A 23,010-nucleotide genomic window follows, 5' to 3' on the forward strand; every position below is an offset into this window, starting at 1 on the left:
AAAAGGACCCCGGGAGGGGAGTGAAAGAGAACCTGAAACCCTGTGTTTACAAACTGTGGAACCGCTTTATATGCGGAACCGCGTACTTTTTGTAGAACGGTCCGGCGAGTTACATGATCTGGCAAGGTTAAGCACTTAAGGTGTGGAGCCGAAGGGATACCAAGTCTTAATAGGGCGTCAAGTCAGATCAAGTAGACCCGAAACCGGGTGATCTATCCATGTCCAGGCTGAAGTTGCCGTAAAAGGCAATGGAGGGCCGAACCCACATCCGTTGAAAAGGGTGGGGATGAGGTGTGGATAGGGGAGAAATTCCAATCGAACCCGGAGATAGCTGGTTCTCCTCGAAATAGCTTTAGGGCTAGCCTCATACAAGTCTTGCGGAGGTAGAGCACTGAATTTCCTAGGGGGCGTCAAAGCTTACCGAAGAATATCAAACTCCGAATGCCGTAAAGATGGTGTATGGGAGTCAGACTGCACGAGATAAGTTGGGTAGTCAAAAGGGAAAGAGCCCAGACCTCCAGCTAAGGTCCCAAAGTGCGTGTTAAGTGGAAAAGGATGTGGGATTTCAAAGACAACCAGGATGTTGGCTTAGAAGCAGCCATACATTAAAAGAGTGCGTAATAGCTCACTGGTCGAGAGGTCCTGCGCCGAAAATGTCCGGGGCTAAAACACGACACCGAAGCTGAGGAATGATACTTTTAGTATGATTGGTAGAGGAGCATTGCATGCGAGACGAAGCAGTACCGTAAGGAGCTGTGGATTGCATGGAAGAGAGAATGCCGGAATGAGTAGCGAGAAGAAGGTGAGAATCCTTCTGGCCGAATATCTAAGGTTTCCAGAGTAAAGCTGATCTGCTCTGGGTAAGTCGGGGCCTAAGGCGAGGTCGAAAGACGTAGTCGATGGATAACAGGTTGAAATTCCTGTACCTCATAATAACAGAACTGTGGGGACGCAGAAAGAGAGCACGGGCCGGGGATGGAAGAACCGGTACAAGCGAGGTAGGAGGTTTGTTGGAAAATCCGCAAATCAATCCGAAGGCGTGATGTGGACCGAAATCTAGTAGGGAAGCGTGTGAGCTGGCTGCCAAGAAAAGCCGCTATTGTTTATTATGAGCCCGTACCGTAAACCGACACAGGTGGATGAGGAGAGAATCCTAAGGCCGACGGGAGAAGCATTGTTAAGGAACTCGGCAAAATGACCCCGTAACTTCGGGAGAAGGGGTGCCTCTGTAACAGGAGGCCGCAGAGAATTGGCCCAAGCAACTGTTTAGCAAAAACACAGGTCTATGCAAAACCGCAAGGTGAAGTATATGGGCTGACGCCTGCCCGGTGCTGGAAGGTTAAGGGGAGGGCTTAGCGTAAGCGAAGGTCCGAACTTAAGCCCCAGTAAACGGCGGCCGTAACTATAACGGTCCTAAGGTAGCGAAATTCCTTGTCGGGTAAGTTCCGACCCGCACGAAAGGCGTAATGATTTGGGCACTGTCTCAACAATGGACCCGGTGAAATTGAAGTACCAGTGAAGATGCTGGTTACCCGCGCCAGGACGGAAAGACCCCATGGAGCTTTACTCTAGCTTGATACTGGGATTCGGTATTGCATGTACAGGATAGGTGGGAGGCTATGAAAGAAGGACGCCAGTCTTTCTGGAGCCGCTGTTGGGATACCACCCCTTGTGGTACTGGGTTTCTAACCTGCCGCCATGAACTGGCGGAGGGACAATGTCAGGTGGGGAGTTTGACTGGGGCGGTCGCCTCCGAAAGGGTATCGGAGGCGCTCAAAGGTTCCCTCAGAATGGTTGGAAACCATTCGTAGAGTGCAAAGGCAGAAGGGAGCTTGACTGTGACACCGACGGGTGGAGCAGGTACGAAAGTAGGACTTAGTGATCCGGTGGTATAAAGTGGGATTGCCATCGCTCAACGGATAAAAGCTACCCTGGGGATAACAGGCTTATCACTCCCAAGAGTTCACATCGACGGAGTGGTTTGGCACCTCGATGTCGGCTCATCGCATCCTGGGGCTGTAGTAGGTCCCAAGGGTTGGGCTGTTCGCCCATTAAAGCGGTACGCGAGCTGGGTTCAGAACGTCGTGAGACAGTTCGGTCCCTATCCGGCGTGGGCGTAGGATATTTGAGAGGAGCTGTCCTTAGTACGAGAGGACCGGGATGGACTGACCTCTGGTGCATCGGTTGTTCACCAAGAGCATGGCCGAGTAGCCAAGTCGGGACGGGATAAACGCTGAAGGCATCTAAGCGTGAAGCCCCCCTCAAGATGAGATATCCCAGCGAAAGCTGTAAGACCCCTTGAAGACGACAAGGTAGATAGGGCAGAGGTGGAAGTGCGGTAACGCATGCAGCTGACTGTCACTAATAGGTCGAGGGCTTGACCAAAGAACTTGGAGAGCGGCATGGAGCAGCTGGAGGCGGAGAAGAATGTTTACATTCTGAGACGCTGACAGATGGGACATGACATTCGCGAAGCGAAAGGCAGCGAGAAGAAGCGAAGCGGATTCGAGCTGACCGCCGCGGAGTGTTCAAAGAGTGCGTTGGTCGTTCGAACGAATGAAGATGAGTTCGAACTTCCGACAGTGGTTCAGGAAAAACGGATGTAATACAATATGTGGTTTTGAAGGTACATGCCTTTTTATATTCCTCGATAGCTCAATGGTAGAGCATTCGGCTGTTAACCGAAGGGTTGTTGGTTCGAGCCCAACTCGGGGAGCTAAAGATTCGATCATATGGTCGGATCTTTTTTTATTGTCATAAACAAAGCAAGATCTGCAATTACAGTTAGTGTTGACTTAAACGACTTTTCTATGCTACCATTCATATAGCACATTTGCACTGCATAACCGCTACAGTACAAACTGAGCAGGCGACAAGAACTTCACAGATACAGGGAAGCTCCTGTTGGCCGGGCCATATATGGCAGCAGATGAATTTATTTTTGCATATTTTCGGAAAACAACAGCATCTGTGGGACAGTAGTTACGATTGTTCCATGGGTGTTTTTTTTATACAAATATATAAAAATATAGTGGAATCATGACGGGGAAACAGCAATATATTTATATTCATTGGGGGACTAAAAATGGGAAAGAATCATATACTAAATCGACTGATCCATCTGGCGGTAAAAGACAGCGAGGATATACAGGATCCGAAAGCACGGCTGGCTGTGGGAAAACTGTCCGGCGCCATAGGCATTGTGTGCAATCTGATCCTGGCAGGCAGTAAGCTGCTGGTGGGGATGCTGGCGTCTTCCATGTCTATCATGGCAGATGGCCTGAATAATCTGTCTGATGCGGCCAGCTCCATCGTGACACTGATCGGCTTCCGGCTGGCAGAGAAGCCTGCGGATGCAGACCATCCCTACGGGCATGCCAGATACGAATATCTGTCCGGCCTGGCGGTGGCCGTGATGATCATTCTGATCGGATTTGAGCTGGCGAGAAACTCTGTTGAGAAAATTTTGCATCCGACGGCGGTGGAATTTTCTCTGGTAACTGGCGTCGTGCTGATTTTCTCCATTCTGGTAAAATCCAGCATGTTCTGGATGAATGAAAATCTGGGAAAAATGATCCACTCCAACACGTTGGCAGCGACCGCTGCGGACAGCCGCAACGATGTCATCACCACCGGTGCGGTGCTTCTGGCTTCCCTGGTGGAAGTTTTTACCGGATTCCAGATTGATGGATTTATGGGATTGGCAGTTGCGCTTTTCATTCTGTACAGCGGTGCCAACCTGGCGAAGGAAACGATTTCTCCGTTGCTGGGAGAGGCGGCCAACCCGGAACTGCAGAAAATCATCGTGGACTGCGTGACATCCTGTCCGAAGGTGCTGGGCTGCCATGACCTGATGGTGCATGATTATGGCCCGGGCCAGCGTTTTGCCAGCGTGCATGTGGAGATGGACAAGGACGAGGATCCATTGGTATGCCATGAGCTCATCGATGGTATGGAGCGGGATTGCCTGAACAATCACGGCATTCACCTTGTCATTCACTACGACCCGGTGGTAACGGACAATCCGCAGCTGGAACGGATGAAAGAGATTGTGGCATCTATACTGAAAGTGCGCGATACGCATATGACGATCCATGATTTTCGGATGGTGCCGGGAGAAAAGCATATCAATCTGATTTTTGATATTGCGCTGCCCACAGAACTGCAGGGAAAGGAAAAAGAAATCCAGGGTGCGCTGGAGGAGGCACTGAACAATTTGGGAGACAGTACTTATCAAACCGTCATTACCTTCGATCCCATCGCTTTTAACGGTGGAGAAGCATAAAAAACGGGTCAAAAAACGCAGGGAAAATAATTGGAAAATCCCTTGCAAATACGCAAAATATATGATATGATAATGTCTGCTGTGACGGAAAGGATTGTGTTAGATTTTCTTCGTTTTGGCAGACATATGGCTCCATGGTCAAGCGGTTAAGACACCGCCCTTTCACGGCGGTAACAGGGGTTCAAATCCCCTTGGAGTCACTGTGGCGACATAGCCAAGTGGTAAGGCGTGGGTCTGCAACACCCTGATCACCAGTTCAAATCTGGTTGTCGCCTCTCGAAAACCTCGATAAAATCGGGGTTTTTTTGTACTTAAAATGTATGTAAGTGTATGTAACCCTCAAATGATAAAACTTCAGCGATGTTTTTTCATGCGTGTCTTTCCTGTAAAGACATAGCGTGCTATAATAAACGCAGAGTGTTTTGGCAAAGGATGCCAGAAAGGAGAACAACGATGCTTGAATTTCGATATGACACACAGCTGCTGATCGAGGGCGAAGGCCTGGACGAGGATGTGATCAGCGATTATTTTACAGAGAATTTCAAAGGGGATTGCCTGCTGGCAGTGGGCGATGAGGATCTGATCAAGATTCATTTCCACACAAATGAGCCCTGGAAGGTGCTGGAATACTGCGCAACACTGGGTGAGATTTACGATATTGTGGTGGAAGATATGGATCGTCAGGCGAGAGGACTGAAAGGATAGGAGACACGTATGGCAGAAATAAATGAGAATGAAGTATTATATATGCTGACCATTCCGCGGTTTAATATGCCGGACTTCGGCTCTCTGGACGAGGATTATCTGTGTCGGGAGGATCAGCTGACCTGGTATGTGAGTGAGGATGATCTGGAGTGGCTGGAGCCTGTGGAGGTGCTGGCGAGAAGTCAGGTGAGCGCTGCAGATCTGGACTGCGAGTATGTGGACGGCGAATTTGAGACGTGGAATTTCTGGGTAGGGGAAGCTGATGCCCAGTGCGTATATATCCAGCAGGATGAGACGTATTTCCGCTATGTGAAAGTGGATGCCAGGGACGTGCTGATGATCCATCGCCCGGAGATTGAGACAGACAGTGTGGAGGCGAAGCGTTTCGCGTTCCGGCGTATCGGCGAAGTGTCCGGTTTTTCCGGCATTTTTGAGCTTTCGGAGATCTCTGACCGGGAGTGGGCCGGAGAGAAGGAGAGCCTTCATAACCGGATTTCTTCGAACCTGTACTATATGGAGCGGGAATTTGAGACTCTGCAGGAGATGCTGGAGGATGTCAGACAGCCTCGCCCGGTACAGCTGCGGAGATTTTTTGAAGACATTCTGGAACAAAAATAATTTATGAATTTTTAGAATTAATTAATGATTTAGTCAAAAAACCTTCAATATCTTTTGTTATACTGATTTTGCAAATGAGGGAAAACAAAGGGTATTGGAGGATTTTTAATTTGAGTTATACAACCTATTATGAAAGACGACAGAAGATCGCGAAGCACGAGGCAGAGCAGCTGGAACATCTGCTGGAGAAGCAGGCGATGCCGGAGCAGAGAAATCTGGTGACGAGACGGCTGCGTTTTGAGAATATGATCGAGAAAACACCCCAGGGGCGTTACAGCATCTGCATGTTGAATTTTGACCCGGAGCAGATTTATCTGGAGTTCAAACACCTGCAGCGGGGCATTACCTACAAGAAGATCAGCCGGATTTCCAAAGAGGATTGTCTGCGGATCTTGGAGGGTGACGTGGACTGGATGGCGGACAGCAAGGATAAGCTGTATCAGGAATTTTGCCGCCAGGTGCAGCTGAACTGCATTCGCCAGGGCAATGTGGTGGAGACGTGCAAGACCGTTTATCAGTGGAAAGCGGATTATATTTGCCTGAAACGTTCCATCAGAAGCATCCGCAGCAACGGCTACAGTTTTCTGGATCCGGATGTTTACATGATCTCCTGCCTGGACTGCAGTGAAGTGGAGCTGACCCAGAAGAAGGCGGTGACGCTGCCCCGGTACATTGAGTCGGTGATGCATGGAAATGATGTGGAGCAGCAGGACGGCGTGGCGTTTGTTCTGTAAAAGAGATGTAAGAATCGCGAATTTTTCGCTTTTCGCTGCTACGCAGCTGCTTTCTGCTCATGAAAAGGCGCTCCCTTCGTCTGTTCACAAGAACAGACAAGTGAACTGTAATCATGTTGAGAAAAAAATTTCTGTACAAATGGTAGAAATAGTGTTATACTTCATTCGTAATCAAGTTAATAGAGAGAATAAATTCTTCAGGGCAGGGTGCAATTCCCTACCGGCGGTATAGCCCGCGAGCGGTCTGCGCCAGCAGATGCAGCAGATTCGGTGACTGTGTGAACAGAACTCCGAAGCCGACAGTATAGTCTGGATGAAAGAAGACGGAAGCTGAACAAGCTTTATTTATTCGCGTTCCCGGTGTCAGAACCAAGTGTTTGGCATCGGCCCATTGTTGTATGATTGCCGACTGTGGTATTTGGATCACCGCATAAGCAAGGATGACAGCTGGAATAGATTGATAGAACGTTGAAGCCCTGAACGAAAGTGTTCAGGGCTTTTTTGCTGTGTAAATGCAGCATTTTGGAAAAGCCTCCGAACACATGTCAAGGGAGGCGAAGAATATTCAGAAGGAAGATTACATGCGGCGGGCCCTGGTTTTGGCCGGGAACGGCTGCGGGCACACGTCACCGAATCCGATGGTGGGGTGTGTGATTGTAAAAAATGATCGGATCATTGGGGAAGGCTGGCATGCATACTGCGGTGGCCTGCATGCAGAGCGAAATGCGCTGAAAAACTGTACAGAGGATCCGTCAGGCGCAGATCTGTATGTGACGCTGGAACCCTGCTGTCATTACGGCAAGACCCCACCGTGCACAGAGGCCATTATCCAAAACAAAATCCGAAAGGTGTATGTGGGATGTATGGATCCCAACCCGAAGGTGGCAGGCAAAGGTGTGGAGATTTTGAGAAAGCAGGGCATTTTGGTGGAAACCGGGGTGCTGGAAGCGGAGTGTCTGCGGGCAAACGAGGTGTTTTTCCATTATATCACGACGAAAACCCCGTTCGTGGCCATGAAATATGCCATGACACTGGATGGGAAAATTGCGGCAGTGACCGGAGATTCCAGGTGGGTGACCGGGGAAGCGGCGCGCAGCTATGTGCATGCGTTGCGGAAACGCTATACCGGCATCATGGCAGGTATCGGGACAGTGATGGCGGATGATCCGCTGCTGAACTGTCGGACGGAGGCGGGTGTGGATCCGGTGCGGATCATCTGTGACAGCTGCCTGCGTATCCCGCTGGACAGCCAGCTGGTGAAGACAGCCGGAAAAATTCCTCTGATCGTGGCAGGAGTGCCTGCACGCTGGACGGAAGTGCAGCAGGAGAAAGAAAAGGCGTTGCTGGCAGCGGGCGTGACTGTTCTGCATTCACCCGGAGAAAAGACAGTGGATCTGCCGTGGCTCATGCGGGAACTGGGAACCCGGGACATAGACGGTATTTTGCTGGAGGGCGGCGGCGAGCTGAACGGGGCTGCGCTGGAAGCAGGCATTGTACAGAAGGTATATGCCTTTATTGCTCCGAAGCTGATCGGTGGTACGGGAGCCAAAGGTCCGGTGGGCGGCCTGGGACTTAAGAAAATGTGCGAGGCCAGAGCGCTGACAGACATAGAAATACAACAGCTGGGGCAGGACATCTGCATCAGTGGGCGACTGGGAGGCGTGTAGATGTTTACCGGAATTGTGGAAGAGATCGGAACCATCCGTTCTGTCACGAAAGACAGCAAACGGTTTGTATTGGATATTGGTTGCAGCAGGGTGCTGGAAGGCACAAAGAAAGGCGACAGCATCGCAGTAAACGGTGTTTGCCTGACTGTGACAACCCTGCACATGGGTGGCTTTACGGCAGACGTCATGCCGGAAACGGCACACAGGAGTAATATTTCCCGGATGAGCGGCGGTACCCGCGTCAATCTGGAGCGGGCCATGGCGGCAGATGGCCGGTTTGGCGGACATATTGTATCCGGTCATGTAGATGGCATGGGAACGATCCGACAGGTGGAGGAAGATGCGAATGCGGTGTGGTATACGGTGGATGCCCCTCCGGAGCTTCTCCATTATATCGTGGAAAAAGGCTCCATCACCATCGACGGCATCAGCCTGACGGTGGCTTATGTGGATGATGCGTGCTTCCGGGTGTCCATCATTCCCCACACACGGGCGGTGACGATCCTTGGTGCGAGAAAGCCCGGGGATATCGTCAATCTGGAAAATGATATTATCGGAAAATATGTGGAAAAGCTGATGAAGCCGATGGAAACAAAGAAGACCGACAGCGGGATCACGGAAGCGTTTTTGCTGGAAAACGGATTTTAAAATCAGATGGAATAAGAACAATCCCTGTCTGAAAGGGAAAAGGAGGAACAGACAATGAATGAGAATAAAAAAGGAAATTGCAACGGTGGAGGAAGCGTTAGAGGACATCCGGGCAGGAAAAATTATTGTGGTGATCGATGACCCTGACCGGGAAAATGAGGGAGACCTGATCTGCGCGGCAGAATTTGCCACCCAGGAAAATGTAAACTTTATGGCCTGCTATGCCAAGGGGCTGATCTGCATGCCCATGAGCCGGGAACTGTGTGAAAAGCTGGGACTGGAGCAGATGGTATCCGTGAATACAGATAATCATTCTACTGCATTTACGGTTTCTATTGACCATGTGGACACTACCACCGGTATTTCTGCTTATGAGCGTTCTGTCACTGCCATGAAAGCAGTGGAGGATGACGCAAAGCCCGGAGATTTCCGGCGGCCGGGACATATGTTCCCTCTGCAGGCCAGAGAAGGCGGCGTGCTGAAGCGCACCGGCCATACAGAGGCAACCGTGGACCTGATGAAGCTGGCGGGACTGAAGCCCTGCGGTCTGTGCTGCGAGATCATGCGGGAAGACGGTACCATGATGCGCACATCCGAATTGCTGGAATTTGCGGCGGCTCATGAGCTGACCGTGATCACCGTGGCAGACCTGGTAAGATACCGGATGAAGACCGACAGCCTGGTACGCAAAGCGGCACAGGCGAAAATGCCGACCAAATACGGTGAGTTCACCATTCACGGCTATGAAAACACCCTGAACGGTGAGCATCATGTGGCGCTGACCATGGGGGATATTGACAATGGCGAGCCGGTGCTCTGCCGGGTACATTCCGAGTGCCTTACCGGAGATGTATTTGGTTCCAGACGGTGCGACTGTGGTGAGCAGCTGGATGCAGCTCTCCGCCAGATCGCCAAAGAGGGCCGGGGCGTGCTGCTGTACATGCGTCAGGAAGGCCGGGGCATTGGCCTTATCAACAAGCTGAAAGCCTATGCACTGCAGGAACAGGGCTATGACACTGTGGAAGCGAATATCAAGCTGGGATTCCCCGCAGACTTGCGCGATTACGGCATCGGTGCCCAGATTCTGGCTGACCTGGGAGCAAAGCGGCTGCGCCTGCTTACCAACAATCCGAAAAAAATCAGTGGCCTTGCAGGTTATGGCATTACCATCGAGGAGCGCGTGCCCATCGAGATGACAGCCAACAAGGACGACCTGTTCTATCTGTACACCAAGCAGAACCGGATGGAGCACATGACCAATTATCAGTACCATAAGAAAACAAAAAGTGTATAATTCCACAGAAAACCTGATGAACAGGGCGGATCTGGTTGTAATACCTTATGAAAAACAGTCCATGTGTCTCGTTTAATGCGGGATTTGAAAATAATCTTGTGAGAAAAAAATAAAAATACGCAAAAAAGAATGGGAGGATATCATAATGAGAAAATTAGAAGGAAAAGTTGTAGGAAGTCAGATGAAGATGGGCATTGTTGCTGCCCGGTTTAATGAGTTTATCGTATCCAAGCTGGTGTCCGGAGCGGAGGATGCACTGGTGCGTCACGGTGTAGACACCGACGATGTGGACATTGCATGGGTGCCCGGCGCCTTCGAGATTCCGCTGATCGCCCAGAAAATGGCAAAAAGCGGAAAGTATGACGCGGTGATCTGCCTGGGTGCAGTCATCAAGGGTTCCACCAGCCACTATGATTACGTGTGCGCAGAGGTTTCCAAGGGCGTGGCCCAGGCAGGACTGAATACCGGTGTACCGGTGCTCTTTGGTGTGCTGACCACAGACAACATCGAGCAGGCCATCGAGCGCGCAGGCACCAAGGCAGGCAACAAGGGTTACGATGTGGCATGCACCGCCATCGAGATGGTCAACCTTATGAAAAATATGTAATCACGTCGCGGGCGCTGCCTGCGATATACACGGCGTAATCCCGGTATTGTGCGGCTGGATATTTCATATCCGGAATGCAGATGGCCGGGATTTTCCCGTTGTGGGCAGCCAGCAGGCCGTTCTCGGAATCCTCCAGCACCAGGGCGTCCTCCGGGGCAATGTCGAAATGGCGGCAGGACAGCAGAAAGATCTCCGGGTCCGGTTTGCTGTGGCTCACCTGATCCCCGCCGGTGATCCTGGAAAAATAGCGGGCCAGACCGGCCTGTTCCAGATAGCGGTTCACGTGGTCGGTAGGGGTGGAAGAAGCCACGCAGCAGGGAATCTGCCGGGCGGTGAAAAATTCCAGCAGTTCGGGAATCCCTTCTTTGACGGGAATGGTGTGGTGCTCCGTCCAGTCGTTCATGGCCAGACGGGCCCTGCGGCTGACCTCCCGATGCGGATAATCCGCCCCATAGATTTCCCGTACCCGCGCGGCCAGGGTGTCGCCGCCCACGCCCAGCGTCAGGGCATATTTTTCCGGTGTGATCTCATAGCCGAGATCAGCAGCTGCCTTTTGCAAAAATCCCATAAACAGGCGTTCAGAATCAAAAATCAGGCCATCCATATCGAAAATGGCAAGCTTGGGAGTGTTCATAGGTTGTGTCCTCCTTTGGTATTGCCTTCATTTTAGGGGATAACGGTGAAAATGTAAAGCTTACAAAAATGAACGGCAAAGCATCGAAGATGAAAAAAGATCATACCCAGTGAAAAAGATTGTGCTATAATGATGACAGGATCATAAAGAAAGTAAAGATAGAGGAGGCATGGAATGGAAGAAATACACACATCGCCGGAAAAGCCGAAGAAAAAAAAGGCCGGTGAGTGCAGATGGTCAGGAGCGTCCACGAAAGCGCCCGGCGGATGAAGGAGATGCCCCGAGACCGCGCAAGCGTCCGACAGATGGCGGAGATACACCAAGATCAAAGAAACGAGAAACGAATCGAGACGGGCAGGAAGAATTGCGTCCACGAAAACGCCCGACAAATATAGAAGGATCTGTAAAGCCGAAGAAACATGCTTCGCAGGGAGAAAGGAAGTCAGGCAAGAAGCGCCGCAAAAAAAAAGAAACAGCGGATGGACACGTTGAGTCTGGTGCTTCTGCTTGTGGCCATCGTGGTATTTTGTTTTTCGGCATTTTCGCTGATCCGCATTGGGCTGAATTATAAAAAAGGAACAGACACGTACCAGGAGCTGGAGGCAGCAGTGGTGACGGAGGCGACCCCGGACGGCACAGAAGCGCAGCCGGACAACGCCGATACCCGGGCCATGGCCTATACGCCTCCTTACGTGAATTTCGATAACCTGCTGCAGATCAACCCGGAGACGGAAGCGTGGATTTTGCTGCCGGACACGAAGATCAATTACCCCATCGTGAAGCACACGGACAACGCCTATTATCTGAATCATATGATTGACGGCACGTCCAACAGCGCGGGTACATTGTTTATCGACACGAACAACAGCAACAACTTTGCTGATCAGAATACCATCGTCTACGGCCACAACATGAAGAACGGTTCCATGTTCGGCCAGCTGAAAAAGTACGGCAAGGAAGATTTTTACAAAGAGCACCCGTGTTTTTATCTGTACACGAAGGATGGCGTGTGGCAGTATGACATTTTCTCTGTCCGTGTAGTGGATGAGCTCAGCGACAGCTATACGATGACCTTTGCATCCACCGATGCGTACCGCAGCTATCTGGATCAGGCTGTGCGCAAGTCCATGTACGACACCACGGCGACGGCAGATGTGACGGATTCCATCATCACGCTGTCCACCTGCACCAGCAAGGACACCGACCGACTGATCGTGCAGGCTGTTAAAGGAGAACAGATTCGCTGATTAGATGATGAAGGTGTTGCAAATTGCCAGATAGAAAAATTCTGAGAACAAAATGGAAAGATTGGTGGACAACACTGTCATTCATAAAAAATCAGATGTCAGTATTTGAAAAATGTAAGAAGACAGATGAATATGTGAAAATGACGGCAGATTGACATGTGACATTATAAAAGAGAGAGGAGGCAGTCTGATATGACCCCAGAAGAAAAATTACAGGAGCTGATCTCCGGTTCGAATAACATTGTATTTTTTGGCGGCGCCGGCGTATCGACGGAGAGCGGCATTCCGGATTTCCGCAGCGTGGATGGCCTGTATCATCAGAAATACGACTATCCGCCGGAGGAAATTTTGAGCCATTCCTTTTTCCTGTATCATACGGAAGAATTTTACCGGTTTTACAAAGATAAAATGCTTTGCCTGGATGCCAAGCCCAACCGGGCCCATGAGAAGCTGGCCGAGCTGGAAGCGGCGGGCAAGCTGAAAGCGGTGGTGACCCAGAACATCGACGGGCTGCACCAGATGGCGGGAAGTAAGAAGGTGCTGGAGCTGCATGGTTCGGTGCACCGCAATTACTGTCAGAAGTGCGGCAAATTTTACGATGCGGCGTACATGCTCCATGCGGAAGGCATTCCTCGGTGCAGCTGCGGCGGCACCATCAAGCCGGATGTGGTGCTTTACGAGGAAGGCCTGGACAACGGCATTTTGTCCGAGGCGGTGCGCTGCATTTCCGAGGCAGATGTGCTGATCATCGGCGGTACGTCGCTGGTGGTGTATCCGGCGGCGGGACTGGTGAATTACTACAACGGCCATAAGCTGGTGGTGATCAACAAATCGCCGACGCCCATGGACCGCAAGGCTGACCTGGTCATTGCGGGCAGCATCGGGGAAGTGCTGGGCAATATCCGCGTGTAACTGTTGAAGATTCGTTACAGTTCACTCGTATATTTCTGTGAACAGATTTCATGCTCGCATGAAAATCTGAATGCAGGAATATACGAATGGCGCTTTTGAACTGTGACGATCATGTCTTTGAGGGGAGAAAGAGAGCATGAAGAATGGATTTGGAAACTGCGGCAATGCTGCAAAAGATGGTTGATGAGAGTGACCATATCGTGTTTTTCGGCGGAGCAGGCGTATCCACGGAGAGTGGCATCCCGGATTTTCGAAGCCGTGATGGTCTGTTTCGGCAGAAATATAAATATTCACCCCAGAAAATTTTGAGCAAACCTTTTTATAAGGAGAAACCCGAAGTTTTTTATGAATTTTACCGGGAAAAAATGCTCTGGCCGGACGCCTGTCCCAATGCGGCCCACAAAAAGCTGGTGGAGCTGGAGGAGGCAGGCAAGCTGTCTGCTATTGTGACCCAGAACATTGACGGGCTGCATCAGAAGGCGGGAAGCAAAAAGGTGCTGGAGCTGCACGGGTCTGTGCATCGGAACTACTGTACCAGATGCGGGAAATTTTATGATCTGGATACGATGCTGCATACCGAGGGCATTCCCCGGTGCAGCTGCGGCGGCATGATCAAGCCGGATGTGGTGCTGTACCAGGAAAAGCTGAAAATGGACGTGATCATGGAGGCTGCGAAGGTCATTTCCGAGGCAGATATGCTCATTATCGGCGGCACCTCCCTTTCGGTGTACCCGGCCAACCGGCTGATCAAGAATTTCAAGAAGCCCAACCGGGTGCTGATCAACAAAAATATCGCAGGCATGGAGTACCGGGCCAGACTGGTCATCGCGGACAGCATCGGGGAAGTACTGGGCGGTATCCAGGTAAAAAAGGAGCAGGAGGGGCAGGCAGAGCCCCCACAGCAGGAGAGCGACAGGCGGGACCGGCAGAGTCTCCATAAAATAGGAAGAACAGCGTGGAGCCACGCATAGGCTCCGGAAAGGAAGTGCGATGGAATACGAGGTTGGCGATATCGTCAAACTGAAGAAAAAAGCACCCCTGCGGGAGCTTTGAATGGGAAATCCTCCGTGTGGGTGCGGACTTTCGTCTGAAGTGCACCGGCTGTGGCCATCAGATCATGATCGCCCGCAAACTGGTGGAAAAAAATACAAGAGATTTGCGAAAAAAGCCTTGAAAAAAGGCTTTTTTTATGTTATCATCAATATTCGTGATATATTAACTGCTCGCATCAGGGCAGCAATCCTTGCTCCCATCAGATGGGGAGCCAGAGACCATAAGGAGGTAAAACAGCATGACAAAATATGAATTAGCTCTTGTTGTGAATGCAAAACTCGAAGATGAAGAGAGACTGGCAACAGTCGAGAAAGCCAAGGAGTACATCACACGTTTCGGCGGCGTGATCACCAACGTGGATGACTGGGGTAAGAAGAGACTTGCTTACGAGATCCAGAAGATGAAAGAGGGCTTCTACTACTTCATCCAGTTTGACGCTGAGACATCCGCTCCGGCTGAGATCGAGAAACACGTTCGCATCATGGAGAATGTTATCAGATATTTATGCGTAAAGCAGGAAGCATAGGACCCAGACAGAAGAAGGAGATTCAATGAACAAAGTAATCTTAATGGGGCGTCTGACAAGAGACCCGGAAGTAAGATATTCTCAGGGCGAGAACGGAAGCGCAGTTGCACGTTTTTCCCTGGCTGTTGACCGGAGATTCAAGAGAGCCGGAGATGCAGAGGCAGATTTCTTCAACTGTACGGCATTTGGCCGTCAGGCAGAGTTTGTTGAGAGATATCTGAAGCGGGGAACAAAGATGGTTGTGACCGGCAGAATCCAGAACGACAACTACACGAATAGAGATGGCCAGAAGGTCTACAGCGTGCAGATCATCGTTGAGGAACTGGAATTTGCTGAGAGCAAGGCAGCAGCAGGCAGCAATGATGGGGGTTATCATCAGCCTGCAGACAGACCTTCACCGGCCGCTGCAGTTGGCGATGGCTTCATGAACATTCCGGACGGAATTGATGAGGAGCTGCCATTTAACTAAACAATATTTCAGTGTTTTCCTATAATAATGTTTTATAACAGGAATCCGAACAGGAGGTAAATAATCATGGCATTCAAAAATGATAGAAGCGATTCTCCGATGAAGAGAAGAGGCGGACGCAGAAGAAAGAAAGTTTGCGTATTCTGTGGCAAAGAGAACAACGAGATCGATTACAAGGACGTTAATAAGTTAAAGAGATATGTCTCCGAGAGAGGCAAGATTCTTCCGAGAAGAATCACCGGCAACTGTGCAAAGCATCAGAGAGCACTGACCGTTGCGATCAAGAGAGCAAGACATATCGCAATTATGCCTTACGTTCAGGACTAATTTTGAACAGTCACGGAGCTGTTGCAATGCAGATGAGCAGTCATTTGCGGAGCAGCGGCTCCTTTTCGTTTCGTATACATATCTTACAGACAAATTCTATCGTTTTTTTCCGCTTCCCCTTTACATACAAAGATGGTATAATAAAAGCTGTTCATTTATCGTTATTTCCCGCCCCGGTCAGGTGCGGGACACCGGAGGAACAGGTATGAAGAAAAAGTTAAAGCTTAAGGGACAGCTTCGTTCTTATATGCAGTGGCCGATCATGCTGACGGTGCTTCTGGCCGCCATGAATCTCTGGATCTATGTGATGGATGTACGCATTGGTATGGTGATGAGCGTTTTCATCGGGATCTATGTGGTTACGGTCATTATTCTTTATGTATATAACAAGCCGCTGATTTTGAATGAGCTGATTTCCTTTGCCACACAATATGGGCAGGTGCAGAAGTCCCTGCTGAAGGAGCTGGCAGTGCCTTATGCGCTTCTGGACGACCAGGGGAAGATGGTGTGGAGAAATGAAGCGTTTATGGATGTGGTAGGCGCGGACAATGCGCGGAAGAAGTCGATCTTCGCTATTTTACCGGAGCTTCACCGGGAGGATATGCCCGATGAGGAAGGCGTGAAGAGCTGCCATATCCACTATGAAGACCGGGATTTCCGGGCAGATTTCCGTAAGATCACCATTGACGGCATGCTGGAAAACAACAGTCTGGTGGACACCACCGATTACGAGGGGTATCTGGTGGCGCTCTATCTTTTTGACGAGACGGATCTGAACATCGCTATCCGGGAAAATCGGGAGCAGCGCATGGTCAGCGGCCTGATCTATATTGACAACTACGATGAGGCACTGGAGAGCATCGAGGAAGTGCGGCAGTCTCTGCTGGGTGCGCTCATCGAGCGAAAGATCAACAAATACATTGCCGGTGTGGAAGGCATTGTGAAAAAGCTGGAGAAGGATAAGTATTTCGTGATCTTCAAGTACAAGTATCTGCGCCAGCTCAAGGAACAGCGTTTTGACATTATGGACGATGTGAAAACGGTGAATATCGGCAATGAGATGCCCATCACTCTGAGTATTGGTATCGGTATCGGCGGCAGCACGTATGCCCAGAATTACGAGTATGCCCGCACGGCCATCGACCTGGCACTGGGCCGGGGCGGCGATCAGGCGGTGCTGAAAGAGGGCTCTTCCATTTCCTATTACGGCGGCAAGAGCAAGACCGTGGAGAAGACCACCCGTGTGAAAGCCCGTGTGAAAGCCCAGGCGCTGCGGGAGATCATTCAGACGAAGGATCGAGTCATCATCATGGGGCACAAGCTGTCGGATGTGGACGCGTTCGGCGCTGCAGTAGGTATTTACCGGGCCTCTGTGTTCCTGAATAAAAAAGTAAATATCGTGGTCAATGAAGTAACCACTTCCCTCCGTCCGCTGATGGACAGCTTCCTTGCCGGTCAGGACAAGGCGGAGGATATCGTCATCAAGAGCCCCCAGGCCATTGAACGGGCCGACGGCAGCACGGTGGTGGTTGTGGTGGATACGAACCGGCCCAGCTACACCGAGTGTCAGGAGCTTCTGAACAAATGCAAGACCATTGTGGTGCTGGATCATCACCGCAGAGGCGGCGAGGTCATCGAGAATGCGACGCTGTCGTACATCGAGCCCTATGCATCCTCTGCCTGCGAGATGGTGGCAGAGATCCTGCAGTATTTTGACGATGGCCTGAAGATCAAACAGTCCGAGGCTGACTGCCTGTATGCGGGCATCATGATCGACACGGACAACTTTATGAGTAAGGCAGGCGTGCGTACCTTTGAGGCAGCAGCCTTCCTGAAGCGGAGCGGCGCGGATATCACCAGGATCCGAAAACTGCTTCGCTATGACATGACGGAATATAAGGCGCGTGCTGAGGTGGTACGCAAGGCGGAGATTTATCAGGGCGTATTTGCCATTTCCGTATGCGAGGGCGACGGGCTGGAGAGCCCCACCATCGTCGGTGCCCAGGCGGCCAACGAGCTGCTGGATATCATCGGTGTGAAGGCGTCCTTTGTGCTGACCCAGTACAATCATACGATTTATGTCAGTGCCCGCGCCATCGATGAAGTGAATGTACAGATTATTATGGAACGGCTGGGCGGCGGTGGCCATATGACCATTGCCGGTGCGCAGCTGGGAGATGTGACTCTGGATGAGGCCAAGAGCATTTTGAAGGAGACACTGAATAAAATGCAGGAAGAAGGAGCGTTATAATTATGAAGGTTATTTTATTACAGGATGTCAAAGCCCTTGGAAAAAAGGGAGAACTGGTCAATGTCAATGACGGCTATGCGAGAAACTTTATCCTGCCGAAGAAGCTGGGCGTGGAGGCCAACAGCCAGAACATGAACGATTTGAAGCTGCAGAAGGCCCACGAGGAGAAACGGGCGCAGGAGATCTACGAGGAAGCCAAGGAATTTGGTGCAAAGATCGCAGCCTCCAGCGTGCGGGTAACGATTAAGACCGGCGAGGGCGGCAAGATTTTCGGTTCCGTTTCCTCCAAGGAGATCGCACAGGCAGCACAGGAGCAGCTGGGCATGGACATCGATAAGAAGAAAATGCAGCTGGCAGCACCCATCAAGTCTCTGGGAACCCACATGGTGCCGGTGAGACTGCATCCCAAGGTGACAACGGAGCTGAAAGTTATCGTGACCGAGGCGTAAGTTGAAAGCTACCTGTCTGGGCAGCCTGTGAGTGGGTGCTGGATCAGGCGGTGGAACGATTTTGTGTGCGGAATCGGAGTCGTACATCAGCCTTGGCTGAGTAGTACATGAGAGAGCTTGAGATTTGTACGCAATGAAAACAGAGTGATAACGAAGGGATAAGGGCGGGCTGCTGCAGGAGAATGCAGCTGTCCGCCTTTCTGGATAAAAAGGATGGAGGGTGAACTGTGGAAGAGGCCGTAATCAAGCGGATCATGCCGCACAGCGAAGAGGCGGAGCAGTCAGTGGTCGGTTCCATGCTGATGGACAAGGATGCCATTCTTGTGGCGTCGGAGATCATCACCGGGGAAGATTTTTATGCAAAACAGTACGGCATCGTCTTTGATGCCTGCGTGGAACTTTATAATGAAGGTAAGCCGGTGGATCTGATCACGCTGCAGGATCGTCTGCGGGAAAAAGATGTGCCGCCGGAGGTGAGCCGCCTGGAGTTCGTCCGGGAACTGCTGACCTCGGTGCCCACCTCTGCCAATGTCAAATATTATGCGGAAATTGTGCGGGAGAAGTCTATGCTGCGCCGCCTCATCAAAGTGACGGACGAAATTTCCAATACGTGTTATGCGGGAAAAGAGAAGCTGGAAGACATTCTGGAAACGACGGAGAAAAAGGTGTTTGACCTGGTGTCCAAGGGCGATACTGGCGAGTTTGTGCCCATCCGTCAGGTGGTCATCAACGCGCTGGACCGTATCGAGGCGGCCTCCAAGACGAAAGGAAACGTCACCGGCGTGGCCACCGGCTTCATTGATCTGGACTACCGGACAGCAGGGCTGCAGCCCTCTGACCTGATCCTGATCGCCGCCCGTCCTTCCATGGGAAAAACGGCGTTTGTGCTGAATATCGCTCAGTATGTGGCCTTTCGGAGCAACATCACCGCGGCTATTTTCAGTCTGGAGATGTCCCGGGAACAGCTGGTGAACCGCCTGCTGTCCCTGGAGTCTCACGTAGACGCCCAGGCCATCCGTAACGGTAATCTGGCGGATGCAGACTGGGAGAAGCTCATTGAGGGCGCGGGCATCATCGGCCGGTCAAACCTGATCATTGACGACACTCCCGGCATCAGCGTGGCAGAGCTGCGTTCCAAATGCCGGAAATACAAGCTGGAGCACAATCTGGGCATTGTCATCATCGACTACTTACAGTTGATGTCCGGCGGCGGCAGAAGCACCGATTCCAGGCAGCAGGAGATTTCCGATATTTCCCGTTCCCTGAAAGCACTGGCCAGAGAACTGAACGTGCCCGTGGTGGCGCTGTCTCAGCTGAGCCGTGCGGTAGAGCAGCGGCCGGATAAGCGGCCCATGCTGTCCGACCTTCGAGAATCCGGCGCCATCGAGCAGGATGCCGATGTGGTTATGTTCATTTACCGTGATGAATATTATAACAAGGACTCTGAGAAAAAGGGCCTGGCCGAGATCATCATCGCCAAGCAGAGAAACGGCCCGGTGGGCACCATCGAGCTGGCATGGCTGCCGCAGTACACCAAGTTCGGTAATCCAGAGCGGGATGTGTCCGGCGGTTATGGTGGAGAGTGATGTGTATCAGGTTCGACAAAAAAATGTAGTTGTGGCGAACGTTGTCAATGAAAAACTGGAAAATTCTGGAAATAATCATTGTTCCATCATTTCCGGTGCGCTATAATAGCACTGATGAATGATAAGAATTATTTTCAGGAGGGGAAGTCATGAGTGAGATACGCTATATGATTTCAGAGACAGCGAAGCAGGTGGATGTGGAAGCGCATGTCTTACGCTATTGGGAAGAAGAACTTTCACTCCCTATCGACAGAAATGAGATGGGACACCGGTACTATACAGAAGATGACATTACTCTTTTTAAAAATATCAAGGAACTGAAGGAGCGGGGCTTCCAGCTGAAAGCCATCAAAATGCTTCTGCCGGAGCTGAGGAGAAATGGCAGGCTGGACATGGACAAGCTGCTGAAACAGCGGGAGGCGCTGAACCAGGCGGTGGAGGAGGCGGAAACGCCGGATTCCTCCCAGATGCAGACAGTCTCGAAAGCAGCGACAGGTCAGAAAACACAGGCTATCCCAAAGGCGCAGGCTACTCAGAACGTGCAGATGACAGAGAGCAACACGCAGGAAACCATTGAGGGAAAACGAAAGACCAGAGCGGATTCGGAGAAAAATACCGGAGAACAGATAAAAAGTGAGGAGTTGCCAGCTGAAGAGGCGCAGGTAACCGCGCCGACAGCGCCAGCGGAAGGGGATCGCATGCAGCAGTTCCAGATGATCCTGGGAAATATCGTGCTGAAAGCATTACAGGAGAATAACCGGGAACTGAGCCGTTCGGTCAGCGATCAGGTCAGTGACCAGGTGAGCGACAATGTGCTGAAGGAAATGGATTATCTTATGCGTGTCCGGGAAGAACGGGAGGACGAGCGGTTCAAGAAGCTGGATGAAACCATCCGTCTGACCCAGCGCTCCAGAAAGGAAGCGGCAGCGGCCCGGGTGGAGGCCAGAAGGCTCAAAAAACTGGAAAAGAAAGAGAAGAAAAAGAGCCGGGGCGGACTGTTTGCGAAGCGTTGAGCTCATGCCAGCATGACGCACGCTTTTGCCTGAAAATCTGCTTGGCTCTGAACGGATCAAAATAATAAAGGGTGCTGCAAGTCATCGGGATTGATGACGGGCGGCACCCTTTATTATTCAAATGAAGCCTGGGCGAGAAGATTACTCCTGCTCAATAGCTCCGGTCGGGCAAGAACCTGCACATGCACCACAGTCGATGCAAGCGCTGGAATCGATCTCGAATTTGCCTTCGCCCTGAGAAATTGCTCCAACAGGACATTCTCCCTCACATGCTCCACAACATACACAAGTGTCATTGATAACGTATGCCATAATAGTCTCCTCCTTAAAAATAAATAAATTAGATGCTAATATTATAGCGTAGAAGTCTGTCCCTCCTGCGCTATGCTTTATTCTAATACAAAAACCCGGATTATACAAGGGGAAAATTTTCAAAAAATGTGATTTTTTTATCAATTACAAAATGAGCTGCGAAGCTCCGCGCGTCGCTGTTTTACTCCCCTGATGATTTCGGCCCGCAGCTCGGGAGCCCGGGCTTTGTCCATGGGCGGGATACCCTGCAGCGGATAATCAATGCCCAGCTGCTCGTATTTGGCAATGCCCATGGTGTGATAGGGCAGCACATCCAGTGCCCGCAGGGTTCGAAGACCGCCGATGAAATATCCCAGACGGTACAGGGACTCTGCGTCGTCGGTGATGCCGGGAACGACCACATGGCGGATCCAGATGGGAATTTTCTGATCGGACAGGTACCGGGCAAAAGCCAGAATACCGTCGTTGGGCTGTCCGGTGAGGATGCGGTGTTTCTCGGGATCGATGTGCTTGATGTCCAGCATGACCAGATCGGTGGACTGCATCAGGCGGTCAAAGGCTTCCATCCGGGTCGGGTTATCCGGCTGAAAGGTGATGCCGGAGGTGTCCAGGCAGGTGTGGATGTCCTTTGCTTTGGCTTTTTCGAAAAGCTCGGTGACAAATTCGATCTGCAGCAGCGGTTCGCCGCCGGTGACGGTAAGGCCGCCGTTCTGATAGTAGACCCGGTTGCGCTCGTAAGCGGCCAGAATCTCGTCCGTGTCCATCATCTGGCCGATGGCCGGTGTCCATGTATCGGGATTGTGGCAGTACTGGCAGCGCATGGGACATCCCTGCACAAATACCACATAGCGGATGCCGGGGCCGTCTACCGTGCCGAAGCTTTCCTGTGAATGTACATAACCTTTCATGATGGCAGTCTCCCTTCGAAAGAGAATGCCTGCCAATGCGCCGTTGGACGCAAAAGCAGGCTGTTCTAAGTTATAAATATTCTGCGAGGTGCAAGAGCGCCGGCAGCGCCCATCATGCACTAATGAGAAGCTGCACAGCGTCATAGAACCCCGTATCGCAGCTGCATTCCGGCGCTGTCTGTCCGACAACAGTCGAAATGCATTATGAAAATTTTACAGAGATTCGTGCATGGTTCTTGCGATTACCTCATCCTGCTGTACCTTTGTCAGCTTGATGAAGTTTACGGCATATCCGGATACACGGATGGTAAGCTGCGGATATTTCTCCGGGTGTGCCTGTGCGTCCAGAAGGGTCTCTCTGTTTAATACGTTTACATTTAAGTGGTGGCCGCCTTTCTGTGCGTAGCCGTCCAATAAACCAACCAGGTTATCAACCTGTGCCTGTGTTGCTGCCATAGTGAAGTCCTCCTTGTCTATTTTTCTTTGCGGATCGTCTCGTCAATCGCGTCATCAATGGTCGGAACCTTGCAGGCGATATTTCCCTTGGCGCAGTCCATACAACCGGTGTCTACGGTGCGGGAAATGCTGCTGCCTGCACTCTGGTTGACTTCCACGCCCAGATGCCCTGCGCCTTTGGCGGCGGAGCCATCCAGGAAAGCGATGATGTCGTCCAGTAATTTATCGTTGTCGATATTTTCCATGATAAAATCTCCCCTGTCATTCGGTGATCTGTTTTCCATAGCCGGATCACCTGTTTATGAGTAG

The 23,010-nt window shown here is 51.2% G+C and carries 24 protein-coding genes, 3 tRNA genes, 1 rRNA gene, 1 pseudogene and 2 riboswitches (1 of these 31 cut by a window edge); of the genes and pseudogenes, 24 read left to right on the forward strand and 5 right to left on the reverse strand.

Going from position 1 to position 23,010, the window contains the following annotated elements; translation table 11 throughout:
* The 12 genes from RJD28_00770 to ribE form a co-directional block, all read left to right on the forward strand.
* Positions 1-2,385, forward strand: a 23S ribosomal RNA gene (locus tag RJD28_00770) (it extends 510 nt beyond the left edge of the window).
* A gap of 259 nt (positions 2,386-2,644) precedes the next feature.
* Positions 2,645-2,716: transfer RNA gene (locus RJD28_00775), tRNA-Asn, on the forward strand.
* Positions 2,717-2,851: 135 nt separating this feature from the next.
* Positions 2,852-2,981: riboswitch (NiCo riboswitch) on the forward strand.
* A 104-nt stretch (positions 2,982-3,085) separates the two neighbouring features.
* Positions 3,086-4,285 (forward strand): cation diffusion facilitator family transporter, encoded by a 1,200-nt coding sequence (locus RJD28_00780; protein WNV58134.1) that lies wholly within the window; start codon positions 3,086-3,088, stop codon positions 4,283-4,285.
* Between the two features lie 128 nt (positions 4,286-4,413).
* Positions 4,414-4,485, forward strand: a tRNA-Glu gene (locus RJD28_00785).
* A 4-nt stretch (positions 4,486-4,489) separates the two neighbouring features.
* Positions 4,490-4,560 (forward strand) — tRNA-Cys (locus tag RJD28_00790).
* A 178-nt stretch (positions 4,561-4,738) separates the two neighbouring features.
* Entirely contained in the window at positions 4,739-4,990 is a 252-nt protein-coding gene (locus RJD28_00795) for a kinase to dihydroxyacetone kinase (GenBank protein ID WNV58135.1), read from the forward strand.
* 9 nt (positions 4,991-4,999) lie between these two features.
* A complete protein-coding gene (locus RJD28_00800; GenBank protein ID WNV58136.1) occupies positions 5,000-5,608 on the forward strand; it encodes a hypothetical protein in 609 nt (202 codons plus the stop codon).
* A gap of 110 nt (positions 5,609-5,718) precedes the next feature.
* Positions 5,719-6,342, forward strand: a complete 624-nt coding sequence (locus RJD28_00805; protein ID WNV58137.1) for a hypothetical protein — start codon at positions 5,719-5,721, stop codon at positions 6,340-6,342.
* A 189-nt stretch (positions 6,343-6,531) separates the two neighbouring features.
* Positions 6,532-6,671: riboswitch (FMN riboswitch) on the forward strand.
* A 252-nt stretch (positions 6,672-6,923) separates the two neighbouring features.
* Positions 6,924-8,009 (forward strand): bifunctional diaminohydroxyphosphoribosylaminopyrimidine deaminase/5-amino-6-(5-phosphoribosylamino)uracil reductase RibD, encoded by a 1,086-nt coding sequence (ribD, locus tag RJD28_00810; GenBank protein WNV58138.1) that lies wholly within the window; start codon positions 6,924-6,926, stop codon positions 8,007-8,009.
* Entirely contained in the window at positions 8,010-8,657 is a 648-nt protein-coding gene (locus tag RJD28_00815; protein ID WNV58139.1) for a riboflavin synthase, read from the forward strand. It begins immediately after the preceding gene.
* A gap of 58 nt (positions 8,658-8,715) precedes the next feature.
* Complete coding sequence (locus RJD28_00820; protein WNV58140.1) at positions 8,716-9,951, forward strand: bifunctional 3,4-dihydroxy-2-butanone-4-phosphate synthase/GTP cyclohydrolase II; 1,236 nt, start codon at positions 8,716-8,718, stop codon at positions 9,949-9,951.
* Between the two features lie 145 nt (positions 9,952-10,096).
* Positions 10,097-10,558, forward strand: a complete 462-nt coding sequence (ribE, locus tag RJD28_00825) for a 6,7-dimethyl-8-ribityllumazine synthase (GenBank protein WNV58141.1) — start codon at positions 10,097-10,099, stop codon at positions 10,556-10,558.
* Here the strand turns inward: ribE and RJD28_00830 are convergent.
* Entirely contained in the window at positions 10,542-11,192 is a 651-nt protein-coding gene (locus RJD28_00830; protein ID WNV58142.1) for an HAD family phosphatase, read from the reverse strand. The two genes, ribE and RJD28_00830, sit on opposite strands and share 17 nt — an antisense overlap.
* A gap of 169 nt (positions 11,193-11,361) precedes the next feature.
* Between RJD28_00830 and RJD28_00835 the strand changes: the two genes are divergently transcribed.
* The 12 genes and pseudogenes from RJD28_00835 (at position 11,362) to RJD28_00890 (ending at position 21,025) form a co-directional block, all read left to right on the forward strand.
* Complete coding sequence (locus RJD28_00835) at positions 11,362-11,763, forward strand: hypothetical protein (protein WNV58143.1); 402 nt, start codon at positions 11,362-11,364, stop codon at positions 11,761-11,763.
* On the forward strand, positions 11,672-12,439 hold the full coding sequence (gene srtB / locus RJD28_00840) for a class B sortase (protein ID WNV58144.1): 768 nt from the start codon (positions 11,672-11,674) through the stop codon (positions 12,437-12,439). The genes RJD28_00835 and srtB overlap by 92 nt, the downstream gene beginning before the upstream one ends.
* A 192-nt stretch (positions 12,440-12,631) precedes the next feature.
* Positions 12,632-13,351 carry an NAD-dependent protein deacylase gene (locus RJD28_00845; GenBank protein ID WNV58145.1) on the forward strand — a complete coding sequence of 240 codons (720 nt, stop codon included), beginning with the start codon at positions 12,632-12,634 and terminating at the stop codon, positions 13,349-13,351.
* Between the two features lie 143 nt (positions 13,352-13,494).
* Positions 13,495-14,322, forward strand: coding sequence for an NAD-dependent protein deacylase (locus RJD28_00850; protein WNV58146.1), 828 nt, complete (start codon positions 13,495-13,497; stop codon positions 14,320-14,322).
* Positions 14,323-14,341: 19 nt separating this feature from the next.
* Positions 14,342-14,525, forward strand: a pseudogene (locus tag RJD28_00855) (DUF951 domain-containing protein).
* A 117-nt stretch (positions 14,526-14,642) separates the two neighbouring features.
* Positions 14,643-14,930 (forward strand): 30S ribosomal protein S6, encoded by a 288-nt coding sequence (rpsF, locus tag RJD28_00860; GenBank protein WNV58147.1) that lies wholly within the window; start codon positions 14,643-14,645, stop codon positions 14,928-14,930.
* Between the two features lie 25 nt (positions 14,931-14,955).
* Positions 14,956-15,399 (forward strand): single-stranded DNA-binding protein, encoded by a 444-nt coding sequence (locus RJD28_00865; protein ID WNV58148.1) that lies wholly within the window; start codon positions 14,956-14,958, stop codon positions 15,397-15,399.
* Between the two features lie 66 nt (positions 15,400-15,465).
* Entirely contained in the window at positions 15,466-15,726 is a 261-nt protein-coding gene (rpsR, locus tag RJD28_00870) for a 30S ribosomal protein S18 (protein WNV58149.1), read from the forward strand.
* Positions 15,727-15,931: 205 nt separating this feature from the next.
* On the forward strand, positions 15,932-17,977 hold the full coding sequence (locus RJD28_00875; GenBank protein WNV58150.1) for a DHH family phosphoesterase: 2,046 nt from the start codon (positions 15,932-15,934) through the stop codon (positions 17,975-17,977).
* A gap of 2 nt (positions 17,978-17,979) precedes the next feature.
* Positions 17,980-18,426, forward strand: coding sequence for a 50S ribosomal protein L9 (rplI, locus tag RJD28_00880; protein WNV58151.1), 447 nt, complete (start codon positions 17,980-17,982; stop codon positions 18,424-18,426).
* A gap of 227 nt (positions 18,427-18,653) precedes the next feature.
* Complete coding sequence (gene dnaB, locus RJD28_00885; protein WNV58152.1) at positions 18,654-20,012, forward strand: replicative DNA helicase; 1,359 nt, start codon at positions 18,654-18,656, stop codon at positions 20,010-20,012.
* A 149-nt stretch (positions 20,013-20,161) separates the two neighbouring features.
* On the forward strand, positions 20,162-21,025 hold the full coding sequence (locus tag RJD28_00890) for a helix-turn-helix domain-containing protein (GenBank protein WNV58153.1): 864 nt from the start codon (positions 20,162-20,164) through the stop codon (positions 21,023-21,025).
* 141 nt (positions 21,026-21,166) lie between these two features.
* Here RJD28_00890 and RJD28_00895 read toward each other — a convergent pair whose 3' ends face one another.
* The 4 genes from RJD28_00895 to RJD28_00910 form a co-directional block, all read right to left on the reverse strand.
* Positions 21,167-21,337: a 4Fe-4S binding protein gene (locus RJD28_00895; protein WNV58154.1), complete on the reverse strand. Its 171-nt coding sequence runs from the start codon at positions 21,335-21,337 to the stop codon at positions 21,167-21,169.
* A 140-nt stretch (positions 21,338-21,477) separates the two neighbouring features.
* Entirely contained in the window at positions 21,478-22,245 is a 768-nt protein-coding gene (gene pflA / locus RJD28_00900; GenBank protein WNV58155.1) for a pyruvate formate-lyase-activating protein, read from the reverse strand.
* Between the two features lie 213 nt (positions 22,246-22,458).
* The gene (gene grcA3 / locus RJD28_00905) at positions 22,459-22,701 is read right to left on the reverse strand and encodes an autonomous glycyl radical cofactor GrcA3 (protein ID WNV58156.1); all 243 of its coding nucleotides are present in this window, start codon (positions 22,699-22,701) and stop codon (positions 22,459-22,461) included.
* Positions 22,702-22,718: 17 nt separating this feature from the next.
* Complete coding sequence (locus tag RJD28_00910) at positions 22,719-22,985, reverse strand: hypothetical protein (GenBank protein WNV58157.1); 267 nt, start codon at positions 22,983-22,985, stop codon at positions 22,719-22,721.
* Positions 22,986-23,010 lie beyond the last annotated feature (25 nt).

The sequence above is a fragment of the Oscillospiraceae bacterium NTUH-002-81 genome (assembly GCA_032620915.1).
Classification (GTDB): domain Bacteria; phylum Bacillota; class Clostridia; order Lachnospirales; family Lachnospiraceae; genus JAGTTR01.